Raw genomic sequence first — 21,491 nt, forward strand, 5'->3', positions numbered from 1 at the left:
TTCCTGAACGGTAAGCCGACACAGGAGATGCTGGATGTTCAAGTCTGCACGTGATTTCGGCTGCCGTCAGAGAAAAACGCAAAGGCCTCGGCTGGACCCAGACCGAGCTTGCCACCCGTTCCGGAACGGGCGAGCGTTTCATTGTCGAACTCGAATCCGGCAAGCCGAGCTGCCAACTCGAAAAGGCGCTGATCGTCGCGCGCACGGTGGGCATTGAGCTCGGCGACCTGACGACAGCCCAAGCGTTACCAGCAGCATCCGAAGATGATCTCGGCTTCCTGCCGAACTTCGGTGATGGTCGATGACGAAGATCTTCTACGAAACCTTCCCCGTCGCACAGATGACTTTCGAAGGCGAATGGCGGCTCGAATACGATCTCCATCCTGGGAAGCGCGCCGCTCCGCCTTCCCCATTTCGTTCATTGGCTCAAGGCGGTCCGCGATTGTTACCAAAAGGCCTGGGCAGTAGCGGACAGGAGCTCAGTACCCCGAAAGCCATAGCGTTATTTTAGCATCGAATTCCACTTCGCGGCGGCGGGAGTCGGCAAAGACCTCACTTGCAGCGCGTCCCGAGTTTCTAACCCCGATAAAAAAGGCCGGAAGGTTTTCCCTCCGGCCTTGCAATTTGGTTTTCGAACCTGGTTAAGCAGCTTCGGTCGTATGAGCCTTGCGGACTTCCTCGTCCGTCAGGATACCGCTGGCGCGAAGCAGCGCTGCAAAGCGGCCGTTGCTGTGGCTGAGTTCATCGAAACTACCCTGTTCGACGATCCGGCCATTGTCGAGGAAGAGCACCTTGTCTGCTTCACGAACCGTCGAGAGGCGGTGCGCGATGATAAAGGTGGTGCGGTTCTGGCGAAGGTTGTCGATTGCAGCCTTCACGCGGTTCTCGGTCTCCACGTCGAGCGCACTGGTCGCCTCGTCGAGAACCAGGATCGGCGCATCCTTGAGGATGGCGCGGGCGATGGCCACACGCTGGCGCTCCCCGCCCGAGAGCCTGTTGCCACGCTCGCCGACATGCGTGTCATACTGTTCCTCGCGCGTCTCAATGAAGTCCGCCGCGGCTGCCGCTTCGGCAGCACGGCGCATCTCTTCTTCGCTGGCACCTTCGCGGCCAAGGCGGATATTGTCGCTGATCGAACGGTTCAGCAGACCCGCATCCTGGAACACGGTGGCGATATAACGGCGCAGCGACCTGCGGGTGACCTTGGTGATGTCGTGGCTATCCACCAGGATCTGGCCGCTGTCCGGATCGTAGACGCGCTGCAGCAGATTGACGAGCGTCGTCTTGCCCGCACCTGTCGGGCCTACGATCGCGACTGTCTGGCCAGCCTTCACCGAGAAGGAGACATTGTGCAGGCCCTGCGACGAGTTGCCGAAGCCGAAGGAGACGTCGCGGAATTCGACTTCGCCCTTGACGTCCTTGATGTCGGCATTGCCCGCCGGTTCCTCGCGCTCGCGAACGGAGTCTTCGAGCGTATAGAAGTCTTCAAGCTTCGCGCGGGCTTCGAAAATCTGCGTGGCGAACTGGCGCATCTGGTCAAGGCGCGAGATCAAAAGGTTTGCAAAGCCAATGAAGGCTATGACGTCACCGATCCGCAGTTCGCCGGCCTGCACCAGAAGCGTGCCGATCACAAGGATGATCATCATGGCGATGGTCGATGCCATTCGGTTCAGAGCACCGGCAAGGGCCCACCAGTCGAGGACCGGGTACTGAGCCTGCAGCAGACGGTCGGCAAAGCCCTTGAGCGCCTTGGTTTCAGCTTCAATGCGGTTGTAGCTGTGCAGCACCGAAACGTTGCTGATCGAGTCGCTCACATGCGAGAAAACGGTGTGATAGTGGTCCTCGACCGAAGCCTGTCCGTCCTTCGTGCGGCTCATGACCAGACGGCCGATCAGCCAGTAGGCAAGACCAAGCACGACCAGCACGCCGGACAATCTCAGGTCCATGGCCATGGCGGTCGGCACCAGAAGCGCAATGGCGACGGCGGTCGAGAGGTGATTACGCATGAATTCGAGCCAGAGGCCGAAGAGCGTTTCGCAAGCGCGCAGCAGGGTATGCAACGCGTTCGACGTGCCGCGCTGGTGATGCCAGGAGAGCGGCATCGAGATGATGCGGCCAAATGCTTCCGTCAGCAAAGTCGCGCGCCGGCCATGGGCCAGCCTGTCCGCCTCGCGGGCGACAAGAACGAAGGCGATCGTATTGAAGACGGCAAATCCAGCCCACATGAACAGAATGGGCTTGACCTCGCCATTGCCTGAAATGGCGTCGATGATGCGACCAAACAGAACAGGCTCCGCAATCGTGATCGCAGCCAGAACAATGTTCGCAACGACCACCAGGGATACGCGGAGCTTGTAAGCGCCAAGGTAGCGCAAAGCTCTTGCATAGACCTTGAATAACGACACGGCGGTACCTCTTGTGTGCATCTGCAAAAAACGGAATGGCGCGATGCTATGAAAAAACACCTGAACCGACGATTAACGGCGCATTCAGGTGAGGTGTTTTCTGCAGGATGCGACAGGACAACCGCAGCGCAAAGCTGCTCAACCGATTGGGAGTGCAACAATTTCCACTTGTATTTAAACCAAGCTTTAGCAATCCATAATCCTTATATGAAGCCAGCTTGTTAATCGAAGACCGTCGTTGCCGCGTTCAGGTGGTCCGACCGACGGACTTCACCGATCGCCCATTGCCGGGCAAGGGGCTTTTTGTGAATATTCATTCTTTGGTTCAATTGCTCGTCGTCATAGAGGAATGCACGAAGCCCGAAACCGTCGTTGAGGAACTCCGGCGGGCCGTTCATTCCTATGGCTTCGAGTATTATGGATTGCTGCGTCACCTGAAGCAGAGCCAAGATCCCTGGGGTCTCGTACTTGCCGGGCATTGGCCCGAGAAGTGGCCGCAAAAATATGTTGCAAAAAAATATGTCCTCATAGATCCAACAGTCCGGTATCTGGCGCAGGCGCAAAGGCCATTTCGATGGAAGGAAAGCCTTGCCGCCTACCGCCGCGATCCGCACCAGCGGCGAATGGAACAGATGATGGCGGATGCCCATGCCCACGGCCTCCGCGACGGTTACATCTTCCCCATTCACGGCAAGAGCGGCGTGCTCGGAAACTTGAGCGTCGGCGGTGGGCCCGTCGAATTGTCGCCGGTCGAGATGTCGTTGTTCGAAACGGTTGCCCGCAAAGCGTTCTGGCGGCTGCTTGATCTCAAGGGCGAAGCGAAGGCACTCGAAAGCGCTTCATTGCTCAATATGCCGCTGACGCGCCGCGAGCTCGAAATCCTGCACTATTTGGCCGACGGCCTGACCTCGATGGAGATCAGCAAGGTGCTCAGCATATCGAACCACACGGTCGATTGGTATATGAATGGGTTGCAGGACAAGCTGAAGGCCAAGAACCGCCAGCAGGCGGTGGCGCTGGCTTTCCGGCACGGGCTCGTTACCTAATTTCGCGCGCGACCCTCGCATTTGGGAAATTCTATTTCGCAAGGGAAATTGAACTTTCTGTAACGGCGCGTTAAGAATTTCCTTCGCGGGTGCAGCATTGCCCGCTTCGATGCCGTGAGGAGAGCGCATTGCCCATATCCAAGATACTCGTTGCCAATCGTTCCGAAATTGCCATCCGCGTGTTCCGCGCGGCCAATGAGCTGGGAATAAAAACGGTCGCGATATGGGCGGAAGAGGACAAACTGGCGCTGCACCGCTTCAAGGCGGACGAAAGCTATCAGGTGGGCCGCGGGCCGCATCTCGACCGCGATCTCGGGCCGATCGAAAGCTACCTTTCGATCGATGAAGTGATCCGCGTTGCCAAGCTATCCGGCGCCGATGCCATCCATCCAGGTTATGGCCTGCTGTCGGAGAGCCCCGAATTCGTGGATGCCTGCAATAAGGCCGGCATCACCTTTATCGGCCCGAAGGCCGATACGATGCGCCAGCTCGGCAACAAGGTGGCCGCGCGCAATCTGGCGATCTCGGTCGGCGTGCCAGTGGTTCCGGCAACCGATCCGCTTCCGGACGACATGCAGGAAGTCGCCCGCATGGCCGAGGAGATTGGCTATCCGGTCATGCTGAAAGCTTCCTGGGGCGGCGGCGGGCGCGGCATGCGCGCCATTCGCGACCCGAAGGATCTTGCCCGTGAGGTGACTGAAGCCAAGCGCGAGGCGATGGCCGCCTTCGGCAAGGATGAAGTCTATCTCGAAAAGCTCGTCGAGCGCGCCCGCCACGTCGAAAGCCAGGTGCTTGGCGATACGCACGGCAATGTCGTGCACCTCTTCGAGCGCGACTGCTCGATCCAGCGCCGCAACCAGAAGGTCGTCGAGCGTGCGCCGGCACCGTATCTTTCGGAAGCGCAGCGCCAGGAGCTCGCCGCCTATTCGCTGAAGATCGCCAAGGCGACGGACTATATCGGCGCCGGCACCGTCGAATATCTGATGGATTCCGATACCGGAAAATTCTACTTCATCGAAGTCAATCCGCGTATCCAGGTCGAGCACACGGTCACCGAAGTCGTGACCGGCATCGATATCGTCAAGGCACAGATCCATATCCTCGATGGCTACGCGATCGGTACACCGGAATCGGGCGTTCCCAAGCAGCAGGATATCAAGCTCAACGGCCACGCGCTGCAGTGCCGCATCACGACGGAAGATCCGGAACATAACTTCATCCCGGACTACGGCCGCATCACTGCCTATCGCTCGGCCTCGGGTTTCGGCATTCGTCTTGATGGCGGCACGTCCTATTCGGGAGCGATCATTACCCGCTATTACGATCCGCTGCTCGTCAAGGTGACGGCCTGGGCCCCGAATCCGCTCGAGGCAATCTCTCGAATGGACCGGGCGCTGCGTGAATTCCGCATTCGCGGTGTGGCAACCAACCTCACCTTCCTTGAAGCGATCATCGGACACCCGAAGTTCAAGGACAACAGCTATACAACCCGGTTTATCGACTCGACGCCGGAGCTTTTCCAGCAGGTTAAGCGTCAGGACCGCGCGACGAAGCTTTTGACCTATCTTGCCGACGTGACCGTCAACGGCCATCCCGAAGCCAAGGACAGGCCGCGGCCGCTGGAAAACGCTGCAGAGCCGGTCGTTCCCTATGCCAACGGCAGCAAGGTCCAGGACGGCACCAAACAGCGTCTCGACAAGCTCGGCCCGAAGAAATTCGGCGAGTGGATGCGAGGCGAAAAGCGCGTGCTGATCACCGATACGACGATGCGCGATGGCCATCAGTCGCTGCTCGCGACGCGCATGCGCACCTACGACATCGCTCGCGTCGCCGGGACCTATGCCCACGCGCTACCGAATCTGCTGTCGCTGGAATGCTGGGGGGGTGCGACTTTCGACGTTTCCATGCGCTTCCTGACGGAAGATCCATGGGAGCGTCTGGCGCTGATCCGTGAAGGCGCACCGAACCTCCTCCTGCAGATGCTGCTGCGCGGCGCCAACGGCGTCGGATACAAGAACTATCCGGACAATGTCGTCAAATACTTCGTCCGGCAGGCCGCAAAGGGCGGCATCGACCTCTTCCGCGTCTTCGACTGCCTGAACTGGGTCGAAAACATGCGCGTGTCGATGGATGCGGTCGCTGAAGAGAACAAGCTCTGCGAAGCGGCGATCTGCTATACCGGCGATATCCTGAACTCGGCGCGCCCGAAATATGATCTGAAATACTATACCGACCTTGCTGTTCAGCTCGAAAAGGCCGGAGCTCACATCATTGCACTGAAGGATATGGCTGGTCTGCTGAAGCCTGCTGCTGCAAAGGTGCTCTTCAAGGCCCTGCGTGACGCGACAAGCCTGCCGATCCATTTCCATACGCACGATACGTCCGGCATTGCGGCTGCGACCGTGCTTGCAGCCGTCGATGCCGGCGTCGACGCGGTCGATGCTGCCATGGATGCGCTTTCCGGCAACACCTCGCAGCCCTGTCTCGGTTCGATCGTCGAAGCGCTGCGCGGTTCCGAGCGCGATCCGGGGCTCGATCCGGAATGGATCCGACGCATCTCCTTCTACTGGGAAGCGGTGCGCAACCAGTACGCAGCCTTCGAAAGCGACCTCAAGGGGCCGGCATCGGAAGTCTATCTGCATGAAATGCCGGGTGGCCAGTTCACCAATCTCAAGGAGCAGGCCCGCTCGCTTGGGCTGGAGACGAAGTGGCACAAGGTGGCGCAGGCCTATGCCGACGCCAACCAGATGTTCGGCGATATCGTCAAGGTGACGCCGTCTTCCAAGGTGGTCGGCGATATGGCGCTGATGATGGTTTCCCAGGACCTCACGGTTGCCGATGTCGTCAGTCCGGAGAAGGAGGTGTCGTTCCCGGATTCGGTCGTCTCGATGCTGAAGGGCGATCTCGGCCAGCCCCCGTCCGGCTGGCCGGAAGCGCTGCAGAAGAAGGCGCTGAAGGGTGATAAGCCCTATACCGTGCGTCCGGGCTCATTGCTCGAGGAAGCGGATCTCGATGCCGAGCGCCGGGAGATCGAGACCAAACTTGAACGCACGGTGAATGATTTCGAATTTGCCTCCTACCTCATGTATCCCAAGGTCTTCACCGACTTTGCACTGGCTTCCGACACCTATGGCCCGGTCTCGGTTCTGCCGACGCCCGCCTATTTCTACGGTCTGGCGGACGGAGAGGAACTCTTTGCCGATATCGAAAAGGGCAAGACGCTGGTCATCGTCAATCAGGCGATGAGCGGCACCGACAGCCAGGGTATGGTGACGGTGTTCTTCGAGCTCAACGGCCAGCCGCGCCGCATCAAGGTGCCGGATCGTGCGCATGGCGCTTCCGGCGCCGCTGCCCGCCGGAAGGCCGAGCCTGGAAACGCCGCCCATGTCGGCGCGCCGATGCCGGGCGTTATTTCTCGCGTCTTTGTTTCACCGGGCCAGGCAGTCAGCGCCGGCGACGTGCTTGTCTCGATCGAGGCCATGAAGATGGAGACGGCGATCCACGCGGAGAAAGACGGCACGATTGCCGAAGTGCTCGTCAAGGCCGGTGACCAGATCGACGCCAAGGACCTGCTGGTAAGCTATGCCGGCTAACCGGAAGCCGAAGGGCTAGGGTGGCCTACCCGGGCCGCCCTTGCGTGTAATGGACAGGAAAGGCCGAAAATGAACAACCTCAAGATTGCAGTTGTCGTTGGAAGCACGCGCATCGGCCGCTTTGCCGATCATCCGGCGAAGTGGATTGCCGAGATTGCCGCGCAGCGGCCGGAGTTTGAGGTCGAGGTGGTCGATCTCCTCGACTACCCCATGGCTTTCTTCGGTGAAGCACGTGCGCTGGAAGCTGAGAGCAAGACGGCGGAGCGCTGGAAGAAGAAGCTGCGCGAGTTTGACGCCTTTATCTTCACCGTTGCCGAATACAATCACGGCCCGACGGCCGTGCTCAAGAATGCCATCGACCTTGGCGAATTCATCCACAAACCGGTTGCCTTCGTTGGGTATGGCGGTGTCGGCGCTGCGCGTGCCGTCGAACAGCTTCGCGTGATCTTCGTAGAAATGGGCGCGGCTTCGGTGAAGACGGGCGTCCATATTTCTCTGCCCGAATATATCGGCGTTGCCAGGGAAGGTAAAAGCCTCAACGACTACCAGCACCTTATCGATGCCGCCGGCAAGCAGCTCGATCAGCTGGCCTGGTGGGGCAATGCGCTGAAAGCGGCGCGATCGAAGTAAACGAGCGCTGCGGCGCGGGGCCGAGTGGTGAAAATCTGACGCTTGAAACCGTAGCCGAAAAATCATTTTCGGGGCCGGCCTTCCAGCGGACAAGCGTTTGAGCTGTCGGAGCTGGATCGCGCACGAAATCCTATCTTTTCATCCCGGAAATGCGCCCCAAACCGGCAGCGCTTGTCTGGAGCTACGCGCGCCGGGCGGTATAGATTGCAGTTGTCATGTTGCGATCTACGCGGCCCGCAAACTGCCCTGTAACAATCTCGGCCAAAGCATCGAGCAGATGGGCCTGCTCTGTTGGAACAAGGGCGGAAACATTAGAGTACGTGGCATAAAGGCTGCGCACGCCGGACGCATCAAGCCTCAATGTCCAGCGGATAAATTCAGGAGGATCGGGTATGAACCCAGCATCCGTCATCTCCCGAATTCGTGCATCCGCATCAAGCGCATAAGGAGAACTGTCGGGCCCGCCCGCTGACAGGCTGGCACAATGGCCAACGAACAAATGCGTGGTGGCATCATGAAAGGGATCGGGCCGACTTTCATCGCCAAAGACGTTCCACCAAAGGGCGACGGCGCCGCCCGGTCGCAGCAATCCATGAATTCGTTTCAGAGCAGGCGCAGCGTCCAGCCAGTGAAAAGCCGTCGCACTTGCAACCAGGTCGAACGAGGCAGGCTCCAGATTTGCGTCTTCAAATGGCAGCGCGAGCACCCGCAAGCAGTCAACCGCGATCAAGGTTCGCAGGAAGTCTGCCAGCCTCATGTCAGGTTCAACCGCTGCCAGCAGCCGCGGCTTGTGCGCCAGCAATTCTGCCGTTGCATGCCCAGTACCAGCGCCGATCTCCAAAATATCAATGCCGGGTCCAAGGTCAGAACGCTCGCGCAACAGCTGCCATGTTTCTTCAGGATAGCGCGGTCGGGCAGCATGATAATTGGACGGATCGGCCCCGAAAGCCACACGGCCAAACACACGATCCAGTGTTGGAACTGTCATCGCGTCTCCAAGGGCACAGACCACTCAGACCTTTTTCGCCCGTGATGTGCATATTATTCAAGTAGCATGAGGGCGGCTATTGGTGGACAGAGCCGAAAATAATCACGGTTTCGAGGGTTTGAACCGAGCGGGACAGGAAAAGATGCGCCATCCATGCTCGCTAGCTAGATTTTGGTTCCTCAATAGCGAACTTGTTCGGGGCGTGGTGCTGGGGCTGCTATTTTTCACAGAGCCGCCGCTCGCAATAGTACGCGTCCAACGACACTTATGAAACGGTCAGGTGCCATCGACTCCACCTGACTTATTGGGTGGAAATGGATGGATGAATGGATGAACGCGCTCGATACCTCCACGATACGGATCACCCAAGAAATCCTATACCCCATCGCGGAGATCGATGAATTCAAGGGGCTCTGTGCGAGGATAGCTCACGCAATCCTCGATACCTGCATATTGTGAAACGGGTCACCCGGCCTTAGGCGTAGTCTAGATATCGTAGGTATGTGCGGCGTTGATCGTCGAGATGAAGCGTTTGGTGCGCTCGCGTTCCGGCGCCGTGAAGATGGACTTCGCCGTGCCGGTTTCGACGACGTTTCCTGCTTCCAGGAACACGACGTTGTGGGCGATCTTCGAGGCGAGCCGCAGATCATGTGTCGCCATGACCATGGTCGTGCCTTCGCTGGCCAGCCGGCCGAGAACATCGACGACTTCCGCCGAAAGTTCTGGATCGAGTGCCGAAGTCGGCTCGTCACAGAGAAGGACGCGCGGCGACGGAGCCAATGCACGGGCGATCGCGACGCGCTGCTGCTGGCCGCCGGAAAGTGTCGAGGGCCAGGCATCCGCCTTATGCGCCATATCGACCTTGGTCAGCAGTGCCATAGCGCGGGCGTGCGCCCTTTCTTTCGGCCATTTCAGGACCGTCACCAGGCCTTCCATGACGTTTTCGATCGCGGTTTGATGCGGGAAGAGCTGGAAATTCTGGAAGACCATGCCTGTCTGGCGGCGGATCTTCTGGATCGCTTGCCAACCAACCCGCCTTCCCGGCACAAGATCCAGCGTCTCTTCGCCAATCCTGATCGAGCCAGCTGTTGGAATCTCAAGCAGGTTGATGCAGCGAAGCAGCGTGCTCTTGCCGCCGCCGGAGGGACCCACGAGAGCAGTGACGGTGCCTTCCGGGATGCGGATGCTGATATCCTTTAGGATGATGGCATCGCCGAAGCGCTTTTCGATGTTGGAAAGCTCGATCATGCATTGGCCTCCAGCATGCCACCGTAGCGCGCGAAGCGGCGCTCGAGCCGTACCTGCAGCGCTGAGAGAACGGAGCTCAAAACGAGGTAGATCAGCGCTGCCTCGATATAAAGGATCAGCGGCTCATAAGTTGTCGCAACGATGCGCTGTGCAGCCTGGAAGAGCTCCGGCACGGTGATTGCTGCCGCCAGCGACGTATCCTTGACCAATGAAATGAAGGTATTTGAAAGCGGCGGCACGGCGACACGACCGGCCTGCGGCAAGATCGTGCGGCTCATCGCCTGCCGCCAGTTCATGCCGATCGAATAGGCAGCTTCCCATTGTCCCTTCGAAACGGAGGAGATGACCGCCCGGATGATTTCGGAGCTGTAAGCGCCGATGTTCAGCGTGAAGCCGATCAGAGCCGCCGGAAAAGCATCGAGCAGAATGCCGAGGCTCGGCAGGCCATAGAAGATGACGAAGAGCTGCACGATCAGCGGCGTGCCGCGGATGACCCAGACGTAGAACCGCGCGATTGAGGCGATGGGAGCCGGGCCGAAGAGGCGTGCCACGGCAGTCACCAGCCCGAGCGCCAGGCCGAAGACGAAGGAGAGCAGGGTCAGCGGTATGGTGAAGATCAGTCCGGCCCACAAAAGCGTGGGGAGCGATTCCGCCATCAGTTGAAGCCAGTGCGGCACGGGTGTGTTTCCTTAATGAAAGGGCGTCCAGCGGGTTTTCGCTGGACGCTCTTCAGCAGATATAGAGGATGTGCCAGCGGCAGGAAACCGCCCATTCGAAGCGCTTACTTCGATACGTCCTGGCCGAAATATTTATCGGCGATCTTCTTGTAGGTGCCGTCTGCCTTGATGTCTGCCAGTGCCTTGTTGATCGCCTCGAGAAGTTCCGGCTCTTTCTTGCGGATGATGATGCCGGAGTAGTCGGCGTTTTCCTGCTCGGCCGCAATCTTCACATTTGCGTCCGGCTTGTGCTTCTTGAAGTCCAGGAAAGAGAGGCTGTCATTGATCGTTGCATCGGCGCGGCCGGTCAGCACGAGCTGGATCGATTGGTCGAAGCCTTCGGTACCGACGAGCTCTGCGCCGGACTGCTCGGCGAGCTTGCCGAAGTTGCTCGTCAAGGACTGGGCAGATTTCTTGCCCTTCAGGTCGGCGAAGCTCTTGATGCTGTCGTCGTCTGCACGGGCGATGAGCACCGCCTTGGAGGCGATATAGGGCTCGGAGAAGTCGTATTTCTGCTTGCGGGCTTCGGTGATGCCGACCTGGTTGATGACGGTGTCGTAGCGCTTGGCGTCGAGGCCGGCAATCAGGCCGTCCCACTTGCCTTCAACGAACTCGGCCTTGACGCCGAGCTTGGCGGCAACCGCTTCGCCGATCTCGACGTCGAAGCCCACGAGCTTGCCGCTTTCGTCATGGTAGGTGAATGGCGCATAGGTGCCTTCCGTACCGATCTTGAAAACGCCTGCGGACTTGATGGCGTTGAGATTTTCGCCGGCCTGGGCGGAGACGGAGGCAGCAGCCGAGATAAAGGCTGCGGCAGCGATGGTCTTGAGGAGTTTCATGTTTTGCGGGTCCATGTGGGAGGAATTCGATGACAGATAGATCGCAGAAAATAGAGCGTGGTGAAGCGTAGAAAACTGCAAAGAGATTGGGCAACTGCGAATATTTTTCTCATTTATCTGGCTTTTGACGCGGCTTGTTTCAAGGCGTCAGGAAATGTGTGGCCAATGCCTATTGTGTGCACGTTCATATACGTTTATGCACGTTTTTCAGGAACTGGCGCCAATTGCGAGCTAAACAGGCATGAATACGACCGAGATGCTGTTGAAGGAGCGGCAGAACATCATATCCGGCAAGCTTCAGGCGAACGGCCGTGTGCTTGCGGCTGAACTCGCGCTGGAATTCGGGGTTTCCGAAGATACGATCCGCCGCGATCTGCGCGAGATGGCAGCTGCCGGCCTCTGTGAGCGGGTCTATGGCGGTGCGTTGCCGGTTTCGCCTGCCGGCGGGAGCCTCAAGCAGCGAATGGGCATTGCCCTCGATCGCAAACAACTGCTGGCCCAAGCCGCCGTCTCGCAGATTGCGTCCGGGTCGACGGTATTTTTTGATGCCGGAAGCACCAATCTGGCGATTGCCAAAGCCCTTCCATCAGACATGACGCTGACGGCTGCGACGAATGCTCCGGCAATTGCCGCAGCGCTGATAGACAACGGCGGCATCGATGTCATCCTGATCGGCGGAATGGTCGACCGGCAGGTGGGCGGCGCGCTCGGCGCCAAGGCGATGCGGGACATGGAGCAGATCTCGCCGGACCTTTGCATTCTCGGCGCCTGCGGCATCGATCTGGAAGCGGGCGTCACGACATTCGGTTTCGAGGACGCGGAGTTCAAGCGGTTCGCGACGTCGCGAAGCCGGAAGGTGCTGGTTGCGGTGACCTCGGATAAATTCGGTACAGCGGCGCCGCACGGCGTCCTGCCCGTCGCGCATTGCGAATGCCTCGTCGTGGAGCACGACGCCGACGAGGCGCTGCTTGCGGCCTATCGCGAGCGGGGCTGCCGCACTGTCAAGGCGCGCAAGGCGCGATGAATAATCTTTGAGTCGGATCCTAAAGGGGCCGACTGCAGGAGGAGACGGGAATACAATGGATAATCCGATGAATGTGGCCCAGGGGGTCCGGCGTGGCTTCCTGCCGAAGAGCAGGGTTGCGGTGTCGCTGCTCTTCTTGATGAACGGCTTTGTCGTCGGTTGCTGGGCTCCGAAGATTCCGGATTTCGCGGAGCGTCTGGAACTGACGAAATTCCAGCTCGGGCTGATGATCCTGGTGTTCGGCCTTGGGTCGTTGACATTGATGCCGATTGCCGGCGCGCAGATCGCCAAGCATGGCTCGCACGTAGTGTCGCGGGCAACTGCGGCCTGCGTACTGCCAATTCTTCTGGCGCTGACGCTGGCGCCGAATATTGTTACCGGCGCAATCGCGCTCTTCCTGTTTGGGGGGGTCATCGGCGCAATGGACGTCGCAATGAACGCCAACGCGGTTGCCGTCGAGAAGTCGATGCGCCGGGCGATCATGTCGTCCTGCCATGCCTTCTGGAGCCTTGGCGGCCTGATCGGTTCGGGCCTTGGCGGCTTCGTCATCGCCAAGCTCGGCGTTCTTGGCCATGCGCAGCTCGCCACCGTGCTCACGTTGATTTTCCTCGTGATCGCCTGGCCGATGATCCTTGCCGATCCGCCGCATCCCGATGAGAAGAAAGAAAAAACACGCCTGCCGATGACGCCTCTGCCATGGTTGCTTGGGCTCATGGCGCTCTTTTCGATGGTTCCGGAAGGTGCTGTGCTCGACTGGGGTGCGCTCTATCTCCGCCAGGAAATGAATGCATCCGTGGCTCTTTCCGGTTTCGGGTTTGCGGCCTTCTCGCTGACGATGGCAATCATGCGTTTCGCCGGCGATCTGGTGCGCGACAAGCTCGGCGGCGTCAAGACGCTGCGCGTCTGCACCCTCTTTGCCATCGCCGGCATGCTGATCGCAGCCCTTGCGCCGAATGCCGAGCTTGCCATTGTCGGCTTTGCGTTCTGCGGCATCGGCATTTCGAACATGGTGCCGATCGCCTTTTCCGCGGCAGGCAATGTCCCTGGTCTGAAGGCCGGGATCGGCCTTTCGGTCGTGACGACCATGGGCTATTCCGGCATGCTGGTTGCACCCTCTGCAATCGGCTTTGCAGCCGAGCATGTCGGCTTTAGCGCCGTCTTCATGGCGCTGCCCGTCCTGCTGGTCGTGGTGCTGATCTTTTCGAAGCTTGCCCGCTACGCGGACGGCATCTCGGGCGGCGGCCACTAGCTCAGCCAAGCAAAAGTGATGCTTTGGGCGTTGACAAGAAAGCGGGTATGATCCACCTGAAAGGCACGAATTCAAGGGTTCAAGAGCTCTGTCTATGTCTTCACCTACCGATTTTGATCCGAAACCGCGCCGCGCTTCCGTCGCGGTCGACGTGGGCGGCGTCGTCGTCGGCGGCGGTGCGCCGGTTGTCGTGCAGTCGATGACAAATACGGATACGGCGGATATCGATTCCACTGTTGCGCAGGTTGCCGCCCTCTTCAAGGCGGGGTCGGAGCTCGTGCGCATCACCGTCGATCGTGACGAAAGCGCTGCTGCCGTTCCGAAGATTCGCGAGCGGCTCCTGCGCCTCGGCATGGATGTGCCGCTCGTCGGCGATTTCCACTATATCGGCCACAAGCTGCTTGCCGATCATCCGGCCTGCGCCGAAGCATTGGCGAAATACCGCATCAATCCTGGCAATGTCGGTTTCAAGGACAAGAAGGACAAGCAGTTCGCCGAAATCATCGAGACAGCGGTCCGCTATGACAAGCCGGTGCGTATCGGCGTCAACTGGGGTTCGCTCGACCAGGACCTGCTGACGGCGCTGATGGACAAGAATGCCGAGGCGGGTTCGCCGCTTTCGGCACGTCAGGTGACGCGCGAGGCGATCGTGCAATCGGCGTTGATCTCGGCCACCCTTGCCGAAGAAATCGGCCTGCCGCGAAACCGCGTCATCCTGTCGGCCAAGGTCAGCCAGGTCCAGGATCTGATCGCTGTCTATTCCATGCTTTCCGAGCGCTCGGACCATGCGCTGCATCTCGGACTCACCGAAGCAGGAATGGGCACCAAGGGCATCGTCGCCTCGTCGGCTGCCATGGGCTACGTTCTGCAGCACGGCATCGGCGATACGATCCGCGTTTCGCTGACGCCGGAGCCGAATGGCGATCGTACACGCGAAGTGCAGGTGGCACAGGAACTGCTGCAGGTTATGGGTTTCCGACAGTTCGTGCCGGTGGTCGCCGCCTGTCCCGGCTGCGGCCGCACGACATCGACGGTTTTCCAGGAACTGGCGCAGAATATCCAGAACGATATCCGCAAGAACATGCCGGTCTGGCGGGAGAAATATCCGGGCGTGGAAGCCCTGAACGTCGCCGTGATGGGCTGCATCGTCAACGGGCCGGGCGAAAGCAAGCATGCCGATATCGGCATTTCGCTGCCTGGCACCGGCGAGACGCCGGCCGCTCCCGTTTTCATTGATGGCAAGAAGGCGCTGACGTTGCGCGGGCCGAACATTGCTGCGGATTTCGAGGCGCTTGTCATCGACTATATCGAAAGGCGCTTCGGTCAGAAGACCGCTGCTGAATAAGCTCATCAGCCGCTAGATGCCAAGAGGTATCTCGCCTGCCGCTGCTGCGTCAGCTTTTTCGAGCGGCAACAAAATGCGCGGTGGCGGCGAGCGTCACAGCGGCATCGCCGTAAGGCGCCAACAGCCGTGTCGCATCCTCGACGTGCCGCCGGAGCTCGGTTTCGGCCCATCCGATACCACGCAGAGAGACGAGGGTACCTTTGCCGCGGCCCACGTCCTTGCCGGTCGCCTTGCCCATGGTGGCGGCGTCTGATGTGACATCAAGAAGATCGTCGGCGAGCTGGAAGGCAAGACCGATCTTTTCGCCGAAAGCGCGCAGGCGCTTGCGATCACCGCTCGAAGCGCCGGCGATCATTGCGCCTGCTTCGCAAGCAAAGCGGATTAACGCTCCCGTCTTCATAGCCTGCAATGTAACGATGCCGCGTTCATCCGGTGTGTTTTTTTCCGCAGCGAGATCGAGTGCCTGTCCGCCAGCCATTCCGCCCAGGCCAGCGCTGCGCGCAAGCGCAAGGATCAGCCCCACCTTGCTTTGCTCCGGAAGTCTCGTCTCGTCGGCGGCGATAATGTCGAAGGCGTAGGTCAGAAGGCTGTCGCCTGCAAGGATCGCGGTCGCCTCGTCGAAAGCTATGTGCACCGTCGGTTTGCCGCGGCGTAGCTTGTCATCGTCCATCGCTGGAAGATCGTCATGAACGAGCGAATAGCAGTGAATGCATTCAAGTGCTGCACCCACTCTCAAGGCCGCCTCTTTGTCTCCGCCGAGGAGCAGCGCGCTCTCCACGACGAGAAACGGGCGAAGCCGCTTGCCACCGTTCAGCACCGCATAGTGCATCGCCGCCCTCAGGCTATCAGGACGGGCTATCTCATCTTCTCGCATGTCATCGGAAAGCAGCGCGTCCAGCAACGCCTCGATCTCTTGGGCGTTGGTCTTCAAACGGATATCGAAGGCTTCGGAGCTCGCGACCATGCGCGCTCTTTGGCATGAGCAGTGGCGCCGTTGCAACGGAATTGTCAATGATCACAGCAAGATTTCCTTTGCATCTGGCCTTCACGACCAGCAAACGCTATGAGAGCGAAGGGAACAGGTGTTGGGCTTACACGTATTGGACATATCGCCGGAAAGAGAGGACAGCATTGCGATGCCGGCTCATCGCCGTTTGTTCGCTTGGCTGCGCAGCCGGTCGATCATGACGCGCATCGTCCTTGCGACCGCCGGATTTCTAGTCCTGCCCTATGTTCTGATCTTTGTTTATCTGATCCCTTTTATTCATCCCGTCTCGACGCTGATGCTGCGCGACATCGTGCTCCTGCGCGGCTACGACCGGCAATGGGTCTCTTTGGACGACATCTCGCCGGTTCTCGTTCAGTCCGTGATGATGTCCGAGGATGGTCAATACTGTTTCCACGGCGGGGTCGACTGGGGTGAAATGCAGGAGCTGGTCGCAGAGACCCTCGACGGCGAAGCGACCCGCGGCGGCAGCACAATCCCCATGCAGACGGCCAAGAACCTGTTTCTGTGGAATGGCCGCTCCTTTGTGCGCAAGGCACTTGAACTGCCGCTGGCGGTCGCCTCTGACCTCGTCTGGACCAAACGCCGGCTGATGGAGATCTATCTCAACATCGCCGAGTGGGGACCGGGTATCTACGGCATCGAGGCGGCGGCGCGCTATCATTTCAAGGTACCGGCTTCCAAGCTCTCGCGACGCCAAGCAGCGCTTTTGGCCGTTTCTCTTCCGAACCCGATCGACCGGAACGCCGCAAAGCCCCGCCGCGGCCTTCGCACGCTTGCCTCGGTCATCGAGCGCCGGGCTCAAGGTTCCGGCGATTACATCAGATGTCTTTATGATTGAGGCATGAATTATTCATTGGTCGCTTTAGCCGGGCGCCGCTAAATTCGGCTGCGAAATCAATTTGCGGATGCTTCATGGATAGCCTTACCCTCTATATCGGAAACAAGAATTACTCCTCGTGGTCGTTCCGGCCATGGATTGCGATGGAAGCAACGGGCATTCCGTTCGAAGAAATTCTGATCCCCTTTGATTTTCCCGCAGGCAATCCGCGCATCAGGGAAATCTCTCCCACGGGCAGGGTGCCGGTTCTACTCCATGGCAGCCTGCGAGTATGGGAATCGCTCTCGATCATCGACTACCTCTCCGACCTTTATCCCGAGGCGGGGCTTTGGCCCAAGGATCGCGCACAGCGCGCGGTGGCGCGTTCGGTCTCGATGGAGATGCTTTCGGGTTTCGGAGCGCTGAGAGGCGCCTGTCCGATGAATATCCGGCGCGAGCGAGGCAAGATCGCACTTGCGGATGGCGTGATGGCCGATGTCGTGCGCATCGAAACCATTTTTCGCGAGTTGCGCGGCCGCTCGGGCGGACCGTTTCTGTTTGGCGGATTTTCGGCAGCCGACGCGATGTTTGCGCCCGTCGTCAGCCGCTTCGATACCTATGACCTTGTAACTGCCAGCAATACGTTGAGTTATATGTCGGCGCTAAAGGCGCATCCTGCCTGGCTGAAGTGGGAAGCTGCGGCTCGGGCCGAACCCTGGAGCGTGCCGAAAGACGAGGTCTGAGGTTGAATTCACGAGAATCGCAAAAAATCTGTTTGGGGACTGGTCAACGACCTTCAGGGCATGTATAAGCGCGCAAAATTTCCGAAATCGCGATACGTCCGTTTCGGCCGCCAGCTTGGCCGGGAATGTGTTGCCTGTGAATTGGAGTACGTAAAATGGCTGTACCGAAGAGAAAAACGAGCCCGTCCAAGCGCGGTATGCGCCGTTCTGCAGACGCCCTGAAGGCTCCGACCTACGTGGAAGACAAGAATTCCGGCGAACTGCGCCGCCCGCACCATATCGATCTGAAGACCGGTATGTATCGTGGCCGCCAGGTTCTGACGCCGAAGGAAAGCGCATAAGCTTCCAAATTCTGGCACAGCCAGGATTCGAAAAGGCCGGCTTCAAACGCCGGCCTTTTTGCTTTTGAGCATTATTGTATTTCCGATGCCTTGAAGTGGTGCTGTGATCTGCTGCAGTATTCCCGTCGAAATAGGGGACATGGCTCAATGATCGCTGTAATGCCGCTGATGGTAATCCCGTTTATTCTTTACAACATGACGATGGCCGGTTTGATGGGTGGCGGAGGCATTCCCGCGCTCCAGCATGACATCATGGTGCTTTCGATGATCTCCGGTGCGATCTGGAGCATGGCGCTCGGCGATCTCTTCATCGTCGTGGCGCTGGTCATCCTGTTCTTCGAGATATTGAAGGCCACCCGCAACGGATCCGGCAGCCTTGTCAATCACATGCTGTCGATGCTGGTCTTCATCGCTTTCCTGGTCGAGTTCCTTCTCGTCCAGGATGCGGCAACACAGGTCTTCTTCATCTTGATGACGATTGCGCTGATCGACGTGATCGGCGGGTTTGCAGTCTCGATCCGCAGTGCCGGCCGCGATGTTTCGATCGGGCTTTGAACCTTAGAGATTGTCGAGCTTGTTCTGCAGGGCGCGCAGCTGTTCCTTCAACTCGTCGATATCCTTCGCCTCGGCCTTCTTCGATTCCTTGGCGGGAGGGGTCATGAAGGGAGAGAACATCTGCATGGCCTTCTGAAACATCTCGGTGTTGCGGCGGACCTGGTCCTCGACCATCTGCATCGGCAGCTGCAGGTTCTTGCCGAGCGGTGACTCGCCGAAGGCGCGGTTCACCTGTTCGCGCATCTGCGCCTGCTGTTCGGTGAAGGCGCGCATGGAATGTTCGAGGAAGCTCGGAACGACCATCTGCATCTGATCGCCGTAATAGCTGATGAGCTGGCGCAGGAAGGAAATCGGCAGCAGCGTGTTTCCGGTTTTTGATTCCTGCTCGAAAATGATCTGGGTCAAAACGGAATGTGTGATGTCATCACCGCTCTTTGCGTCCTGTACCGTAAAATCCTCTCCCTTCTTCACCATCTCCGCCAGATCTTCCAGCGTCACATAGGTGCTGGTGCCTGTATTGTAGAGGCGGCGGTTGGCGTATTTCTTGATGACTATTTGACCCTCGTTCTTCGCCATATCAGTCTCCTGAACCCCGTCTGATTGTCATGGATATTCCTCCGTAACAGACTGTAGACGCAAAAGAAGCCTGGTGACAATCTCTTTGTGCGATGCGGCAACCCCTTTGAGAAAAGGGATAATTGGCATGTTCGCAAGCCGCAGCGAAAATTGCCGCAATCGCCTTCTCGTTTGACTTAGGGCTGAAGCTTTGCCAGTTTCGACCTATGTATGCTGAAGGAAAACGAGGAGGCCTTTATGAGCAGTTCATCCATCGTCATCGCCAGCGCGGCCCGTACAGCGGTCGGCTCTTTCAATGGTGCATTCGCCACGGTTCCGGCGCATGAGCTTGGGGCTGCCGCCCTCAAAGCTGTGCTCGAACGCGCAGGCGTCGACGCAGCCGAGGTCGACGAGGTTATCCTTGGCCAGGTGCTTCAAGCAGGCGAGGGCCAAAATCCAGCGCGCCAGGCGGCCATAAAAGCGGGCGTTCCGAACGAGGCTACCGCCTGGAGCGTCAACCAGCTTTGCGGTTCGGGCCTTCGGGCAGTCGCCCTCGGAATGCAGCAGATCGCGCTGGGGGATGCGAAGATCATCGTCGCCGGCGGCCAGGAATCAATGTCGATGGCTCCGCATGCCGCGCATCTGCGTGGCGGTACGAAGATGGGCGACATGAAGATGGTCGACACCATGATCAAGGACGGCCTGACAGACGCTTTTTACGGCTACCACATGGGCACCACCGCCGAGAACGTCGCCCGCCAGTGGCAACTTTCCCGCGACGACCAGGATCAGTTTGCGGTTTCATCTCAGAACAAGGCGGAAGCGGCACAGAAGGAAGGCCGCTTCAAGGATGAGATCGTTCCCTTCGTCATCCAGACACGCAAGGGCGATGTGACGGTGGATGCGGACGAGTACATCCGTCACGGTGCAACACTCGATGCGATGGGCAAGCTTCGTCCGGCTTTCGACAAAGAGGGCACGGTGACGGCTGGCAATGCATCGGGCCTCAATGACGGCGCGGCAGCCGCGATCCTGATGACGGAAGCGGAGGCCGCCAGGCGCGGCATCCAGCCGCTGGCGCGCATCGTTTCCTGGGCGACGGCTGGTGTGGATCCTCAGGTCATGGGTACTGGCCCGATCCCTGCGTCGCGCAGGGCGCTCGAGAAGGCTGGCTGGTCCGTCGGCGATCTCGACCTGGTCGAGGCGAACGAGGCCTTTGCCGCTCAAGCTTGCGCTGTGAACAAGGATCTTGGCTGGGATCCGGCGATCGTCAACGTCAATGGCGGCGCAATCGCGATCGGTCATCCGATCGGTGCGTCCGGAGCGCGGGTTCTCAACACGCTGCTGTTCGAAATGAAGCGGCGCAGTGCCAAGAAGGGTCTTGCGACACTTTGCATCGGTGGCGGCATGGGTGTCGCCATGTGCTTCGAGGCACTTTGAATAGTATGCGATTGATGATTCGAGAACGCCTGATCAAAGGCGAATGACCGAGAGGGGAGCGAAGCATGAGCAGAGTGGTTTTGGTCACCGGTGGCACGCGCGGCATCGGTGCCGCCATTTCGATGGCACTTAGGAATGCGGGCTATAAGGTCGCCGCCAGTTATGCCGGCAACGACGAGAAGGCGAGGGCCTTCCATGACGTGACCGGCATCCCGGTCTTCAAGTGGGATGTTTCCGATTACGTCGCTTGCGGCGAAGGGGTCGCAAAGGTGGAGGCAGAACTCGGCGGCATCGAGGTGCTGGTCAACAATGCGGGCATTACGCGCGACGCAATGTTTCACAAGATGACGCCGCAGCAATGGCATGAGGTCATCAATACAAACCTTACCGGCCTCTTCAACATGACGCACCACGTCTGGGGCGGGATGCGCGACCGCAGCTTCGGACGCATCGTCAACATCTCGTCCATCAATGGCCAAAAGGGCCAGATGGGGCAGGTGAACTATTCGGCTGCCAAGGCGGGTGATCTCGGCTTTACGAAAGCACTTGCCCAGGAGGGGGCAGCGAAGAACATTACGGTGAACGCCGTCTGCCCTGGCTATATCGGCACGGAAATGGTCCTCGCCGTTCCGGAGAAAGTGCTCAACGAGCGGATCATTCCCCAGATTCCGGTCGGGCGCCTTGGTGAGCCGGAGGAAGTCGCGCGCTGCGTTGCCTTTCTCATCTCCGACGATGCCGGCTTTATCACCGGCTCGACGCTTTCGGCGAACGGCGGGCAGTTCTTCGTTTAGTTGCCGCGCGGACGCCTGATATTTGCCCTGACTGCTACTCTTTGCGTACGGCTGTCACCGCCGCAAAGCGCAGCAGAGGCTGTCGTGAGAAACGCTGCCGCAACAAGAACGGCGACAGCGGCATTCAAAATGATCTGAACCATGGAAGCATTCCTTG

General features: G+C 59.1%; 21 protein-coding genes and 1 pseudogene. 14 read left to right on the forward strand and 8 right to left on the reverse strand.

Translation table 11 applies throughout. From position 1 onward, the window contains the following. The first annotated feature begins 34 nt into the window (after positions 1-34). Both ACZ9DP_RS36330 and ACZ9DP_RS36335 read left to right on the forward strand, forming a co-directional pair. Positions 35-305 (forward strand): annotated as a pseudogene (locus tag ACZ9DP_RS36330) (helix-turn-helix domain-containing protein). Further along, positions 302-511: a hypothetical protein gene (locus ACZ9DP_RS36335; RefSeq protein ID WP_476205273.1), complete on the forward strand. Its 210-nt coding sequence runs from the start codon at positions 302-304 to the stop codon at positions 509-511. The pseudogene ACZ9DP_RS36330 and the gene ACZ9DP_RS36335 overlap by 4 nt, the downstream one beginning before the upstream one ends. Before the next feature lie 130 nt (positions 512-641). On the opposite strand, the gene ACZ9DP_RS36340 is transcribed toward ACZ9DP_RS36335, so the two are convergent. Beyond that, positions 642-2,405: a glucan ABC transporter ATP-binding protein/ permease gene (locus ACZ9DP_RS36340; RefSeq protein ID WP_194728462.1), complete on the reverse strand. Its 1,764-nt coding sequence runs from the start codon at positions 2,403-2,405 to the stop codon at positions 642-644. Between the two features lie 305 nt (positions 2,406-2,710). Between ACZ9DP_RS36340 and ACZ9DP_RS36345 the strand changes: the two genes are divergently transcribed. The 3 genes from ACZ9DP_RS36345 to ACZ9DP_RS36355 all read left to right on the forward strand — a co-directional run bounded on the left by ACZ9DP_RS36345 (position 2,711) and on the right by ACZ9DP_RS36355 (position 7,674). Then, on the forward strand, positions 2,711-3,451 hold the full coding sequence (locus ACZ9DP_RS36345; RefSeq protein ID WP_476205276.1) for a helix-turn-helix transcriptional regulator: 741 nt from the start codon (positions 2,711-2,713) through the stop codon (positions 3,449-3,451). A 128-nt stretch (positions 3,452-3,579) separates the two neighbouring features. Further along, positions 3,580-7,044 carry a pyruvate carboxylase gene (pyc, locus tag ACZ9DP_RS36350; protein ID WP_476205277.1) on the forward strand — a complete coding sequence of 1,155 codons (3,465 nt, stop codon included), beginning with the start codon at positions 3,580-3,582 and terminating at the stop codon, positions 7,042-7,044. 69 nt (positions 7,045-7,113) lie between these two features. Beyond that, on the forward strand, positions 7,114-7,674 hold the full coding sequence (locus ACZ9DP_RS36355; protein ID WP_194728459.1) for an NADPH-dependent FMN reductase: 561 nt from the start codon (positions 7,114-7,116) through the stop codon (positions 7,672-7,674). Between the two features lie 181 nt (positions 7,675-7,855). Here the strand turns inward: ACZ9DP_RS36355 and ACZ9DP_RS36360 are convergent, their stop codons facing one another. The 4 genes from ACZ9DP_RS36360 to ACZ9DP_RS36375 form a co-directional block, all read right to left on the reverse strand. Next, on the reverse strand, positions 7,856-8,662 hold the full coding sequence (locus tag ACZ9DP_RS36360) for a class I SAM-dependent methyltransferase (RefSeq protein ID WP_476205278.1): 807 nt from the start codon (positions 8,660-8,662) through the stop codon (positions 7,856-7,858). A gap of 486 nt (positions 8,663-9,148) precedes the next feature. Further along, positions 9,149-9,910, reverse strand: coding sequence for an amino acid ABC transporter ATP-binding protein (locus ACZ9DP_RS36365; protein ID WP_476205279.1), 762 nt, complete (start codon positions 9,908-9,910; stop codon positions 9,149-9,151). Continuing rightward, positions 9,907-10,587: an amino acid ABC transporter permease gene (locus ACZ9DP_RS36370; RefSeq protein WP_476205280.1), complete on the reverse strand. Its 681-nt coding sequence runs from the start codon at positions 10,585-10,587 to the stop codon at positions 9,907-9,909. The genes ACZ9DP_RS36365 and ACZ9DP_RS36370 overlap by 4 nt, the downstream gene beginning before the upstream one ends. A gap of 104 nt (positions 10,588-10,691) precedes the next feature. Continuing rightward, the gene (locus ACZ9DP_RS36375) at positions 10,692-11,465 is read right to left on the reverse strand and encodes an amino acid ABC transporter substrate-binding protein (protein WP_194728457.1); all 774 of its coding nucleotides are present in this window, start codon (positions 11,463-11,465) and stop codon (positions 10,692-10,694) included. A gap of 241 nt (positions 11,466-11,706) precedes the next feature. Here ACZ9DP_RS36375 and ACZ9DP_RS36380 point away from each other — a divergent pair, with 241 nt between their 5' ends. The 3 genes from ACZ9DP_RS36380 to ispG all read left to right on the forward strand — a co-directional run bounded on the left by ACZ9DP_RS36380 (position 11,707) and on the right by ispG (position 15,083). Beyond that, a complete protein-coding gene (locus tag ACZ9DP_RS36380) occupies positions 11,707-12,489 on the forward strand; it encodes a DeoR/GlpR family DNA-binding transcription regulator (protein WP_476205281.1) in 783 nt (260 codons plus the stop codon). Between the two features lie 55 nt (positions 12,490-12,544). Next, entirely contained in the window at positions 12,545-13,738 is a 1,194-nt protein-coding gene (locus tag ACZ9DP_RS36385) for an MFS transporter (RefSeq protein ID WP_476205282.1), read from the forward strand. Positions 13,739-13,832: 94 nt separating this feature from the next. Continuing rightward, positions 13,833-15,083, forward strand: a complete 1,251-nt coding sequence (gene ispG, locus ACZ9DP_RS36390) for a flavodoxin-dependent (E)-4-hydroxy-3-methylbut-2-enyl-diphosphate synthase (protein WP_476205283.1) — start codon at positions 13,833-13,835, stop codon at positions 15,081-15,083. Between the two features lie 49 nt (positions 15,084-15,132). Here ispG and ACZ9DP_RS36395 read toward each other — a convergent pair whose 3' ends face one another. Beyond that, on the reverse strand, positions 15,133-16,047 hold the full coding sequence (locus ACZ9DP_RS36395) for a polyprenyl synthetase family protein (protein WP_476205284.1): 915 nt from the start codon (positions 16,045-16,047) through the stop codon (positions 15,133-15,135). Positions 16,048-16,183: 136 nt separating this feature from the next. Between ACZ9DP_RS36395 and mtgA the strand changes: the two genes are divergently transcribed. The 4 genes from mtgA to ACZ9DP_RS36415 all read left to right on the forward strand — a co-directional run bounded on the left by mtgA (position 16,184) and on the right by ACZ9DP_RS36415 (position 18,548). Beyond that, entirely contained in the window at positions 16,184-16,930 is a 747-nt protein-coding gene (gene mtgA / locus ACZ9DP_RS36400; RefSeq protein ID WP_283072414.1) for a monofunctional biosynthetic peptidoglycan transglycosylase, read from the forward strand. Between the two features lie 74 nt (positions 16,931-17,004). Then, positions 17,005-17,652 carry a glutathione S-transferase family protein gene (locus ACZ9DP_RS36405; protein WP_476205285.1) on the forward strand — a complete coding sequence of 216 codons (648 nt, stop codon included), beginning with the start codon at positions 17,005-17,007 and terminating at the stop codon, positions 17,650-17,652. A gap of 155 nt (positions 17,653-17,807) precedes the next feature. Further along, positions 17,808-17,993 carry a 50S ribosomal protein L32 gene (gene rpmF / locus ACZ9DP_RS36410; RefSeq protein ID WP_003543812.1) on the forward strand — a complete coding sequence of 62 codons (186 nt, stop codon included), beginning with the start codon at positions 17,808-17,810 and terminating at the stop codon, positions 17,991-17,993. 147 nt (positions 17,994-18,140) lie between these two features. Next, positions 18,141-18,548 (forward strand): hypothetical protein, encoded by a 408-nt coding sequence (locus tag ACZ9DP_RS36415; RefSeq protein ID WP_039846462.1) that lies wholly within the window; start codon positions 18,141-18,143, stop codon positions 18,546-18,548. 3 nt (positions 18,549-18,551) lie between these two features. Here the strand turns inward: ACZ9DP_RS36415 and phaR are convergent, their stop codons facing one another. Then, the gene (gene phaR, locus ACZ9DP_RS36420) at positions 18,552-19,124 is read right to left on the reverse strand and encodes a polyhydroxyalkanoate synthesis repressor PhaR (protein ID WP_074070018.1); all 573 of its coding nucleotides are present in this window, start codon (positions 19,122-19,124) and stop codon (positions 18,552-18,554) included. A gap of 237 nt (positions 19,125-19,361) precedes the next feature. Here phaR and ACZ9DP_RS36425 point away from each other — a divergent pair, with 237 nt between their 5' ends. Both ACZ9DP_RS36425 and phbB read left to right on the forward strand, forming a co-directional pair. Continuing rightward, positions 19,362-20,543: an acetyl-CoA C-acetyltransferase gene (locus tag ACZ9DP_RS36425; RefSeq protein WP_476205286.1), complete on the forward strand. Its 1,182-nt coding sequence runs from the start codon at positions 19,362-19,364 to the stop codon at positions 20,541-20,543. Between the two features lie 65 nt (positions 20,544-20,608). Next, positions 20,609-21,334 carry an acetoacetyl-CoA reductase gene (gene phbB, locus ACZ9DP_RS36430; protein ID WP_039846460.1) on the forward strand — a complete coding sequence of 242 codons (726 nt, stop codon included), beginning with the start codon at positions 20,609-20,611 and terminating at the stop codon, positions 21,332-21,334. Here phbB and ACZ9DP_RS36435 read toward each other — a convergent pair. Beyond that, complete coding sequence (locus ACZ9DP_RS36435; protein WP_476205287.1) at positions 21,331-21,477, reverse strand: hypothetical protein; 147 nt, start codon at positions 21,475-21,477, stop codon at positions 21,331-21,333. The genes phbB and ACZ9DP_RS36435 overlap by 4 nt on opposite strands. Positions 21,478-21,491: the final 14 nt, after the last annotated feature.

It is taken from the genome of Rhizobium sp. USDA 4016, from assembly GCF_056279705.1.

Excerpts from the sequence above, each read along its gene's own strand:
- ACZ9DP_RS36335 (WP_476205273.1), top strand. The coding sequence starts at position 302 with ATGACGAAGATCTTCTACGAAACCTTCCCCGTCGCACAGATGACTTTC.
- ACZ9DP_RS36355 (WP_194728459.1), top strand. The coding sequence starts at position 7,114 with ATGAACAACCTCAAGATTGCAGTTGTCGTTGGAAGCACGCGCATCGGC.
- ACZ9DP_RS36360 (WP_476205278.1), bottom strand. The coding sequence starts at position 8,662 with ATGACAGTTCCAACACTGGATCGTGTGTTTGGCCGTGTGGCTTTCGGG.
- ACZ9DP_RS36365 (WP_476205279.1), bottom strand. The coding sequence starts at position 9,910 with ATGATCGAGCTTTCCAACATCGAAAAGCGCTTCGGCGATGCCATCATC.
- ACZ9DP_RS36375 (WP_194728457.1), bottom strand. The coding sequence starts at position 11,465 with ATGAAACTCCTCAAGACCATCGCTGCCGCAGCCTTTATCTCGGCTGCT.
- ACZ9DP_RS36380 (WP_476205281.1), top strand. The coding sequence starts at position 11,707 with ATGAATACGACCGAGATGCTGTTGAAGGAGCGGCAGAACATCATATCC.
- ACZ9DP_RS36385 (WP_476205282.1), top strand. The coding sequence starts at position 12,545 with ATGGATAATCCGATGAATGTGGCCCAGGGGGTCCGGCGTGGCTTCCTG.
- ispG (WP_476205283.1), top strand. The coding sequence starts at position 13,833 with ATGTCTTCACCTACCGATTTTGATCCGAAACCGCGCCGCGCTTCCGTC.
- ACZ9DP_RS36395 (WP_476205284.1), bottom strand. The coding sequence starts at position 16,047 with ATGGTCGCGAGCTCCGAAGCCTTCGATATCCGTTTGAAGACCAACGCC.
- ACZ9DP_RS36405 (WP_476205285.1), top strand. The coding sequence starts at position 17,005 with ATGGATAGCCTTACCCTCTATATCGGAAACAAGAATTACTCCTCGTGG.
- rpmF (WP_003543812.1), top strand. The coding sequence starts at position 17,808 with ATGGCTGTACCGAAGAGAAAAACGAGCCCGTCCAAGCGCGGTATGCGC.
- ACZ9DP_RS36415 (WP_039846462.1), top strand. The coding sequence starts at position 18,141 with ATGATCGCTGTAATGCCGCTGATGGTAATCCCGTTTATTCTTTACAAC.
- phaR (WP_074070018.1), bottom strand. The coding sequence starts at position 19,124 with ATGGCGAAGAACGAGGGTCAAATAGTCATCAAGAAATACGCCAACCGC.
- ACZ9DP_RS36425 (WP_476205286.1), top strand. The coding sequence starts at position 19,362 with ATGAGCAGTTCATCCATCGTCATCGCCAGCGCGGCCCGTACAGCGGTC.
- phbB (WP_039846460.1), top strand. The coding sequence starts at position 20,609 with ATGAGCAGAGTGGTTTTGGTCACCGGTGGCACGCGCGGCATCGGTGCC.
- ACZ9DP_RS36435 (WP_476205287.1), bottom strand. The coding sequence starts at position 21,477 with ATGGTTCAGATCATTTTGAATGCCGCTGTCGCCGTTCTTGTTGCGGCA.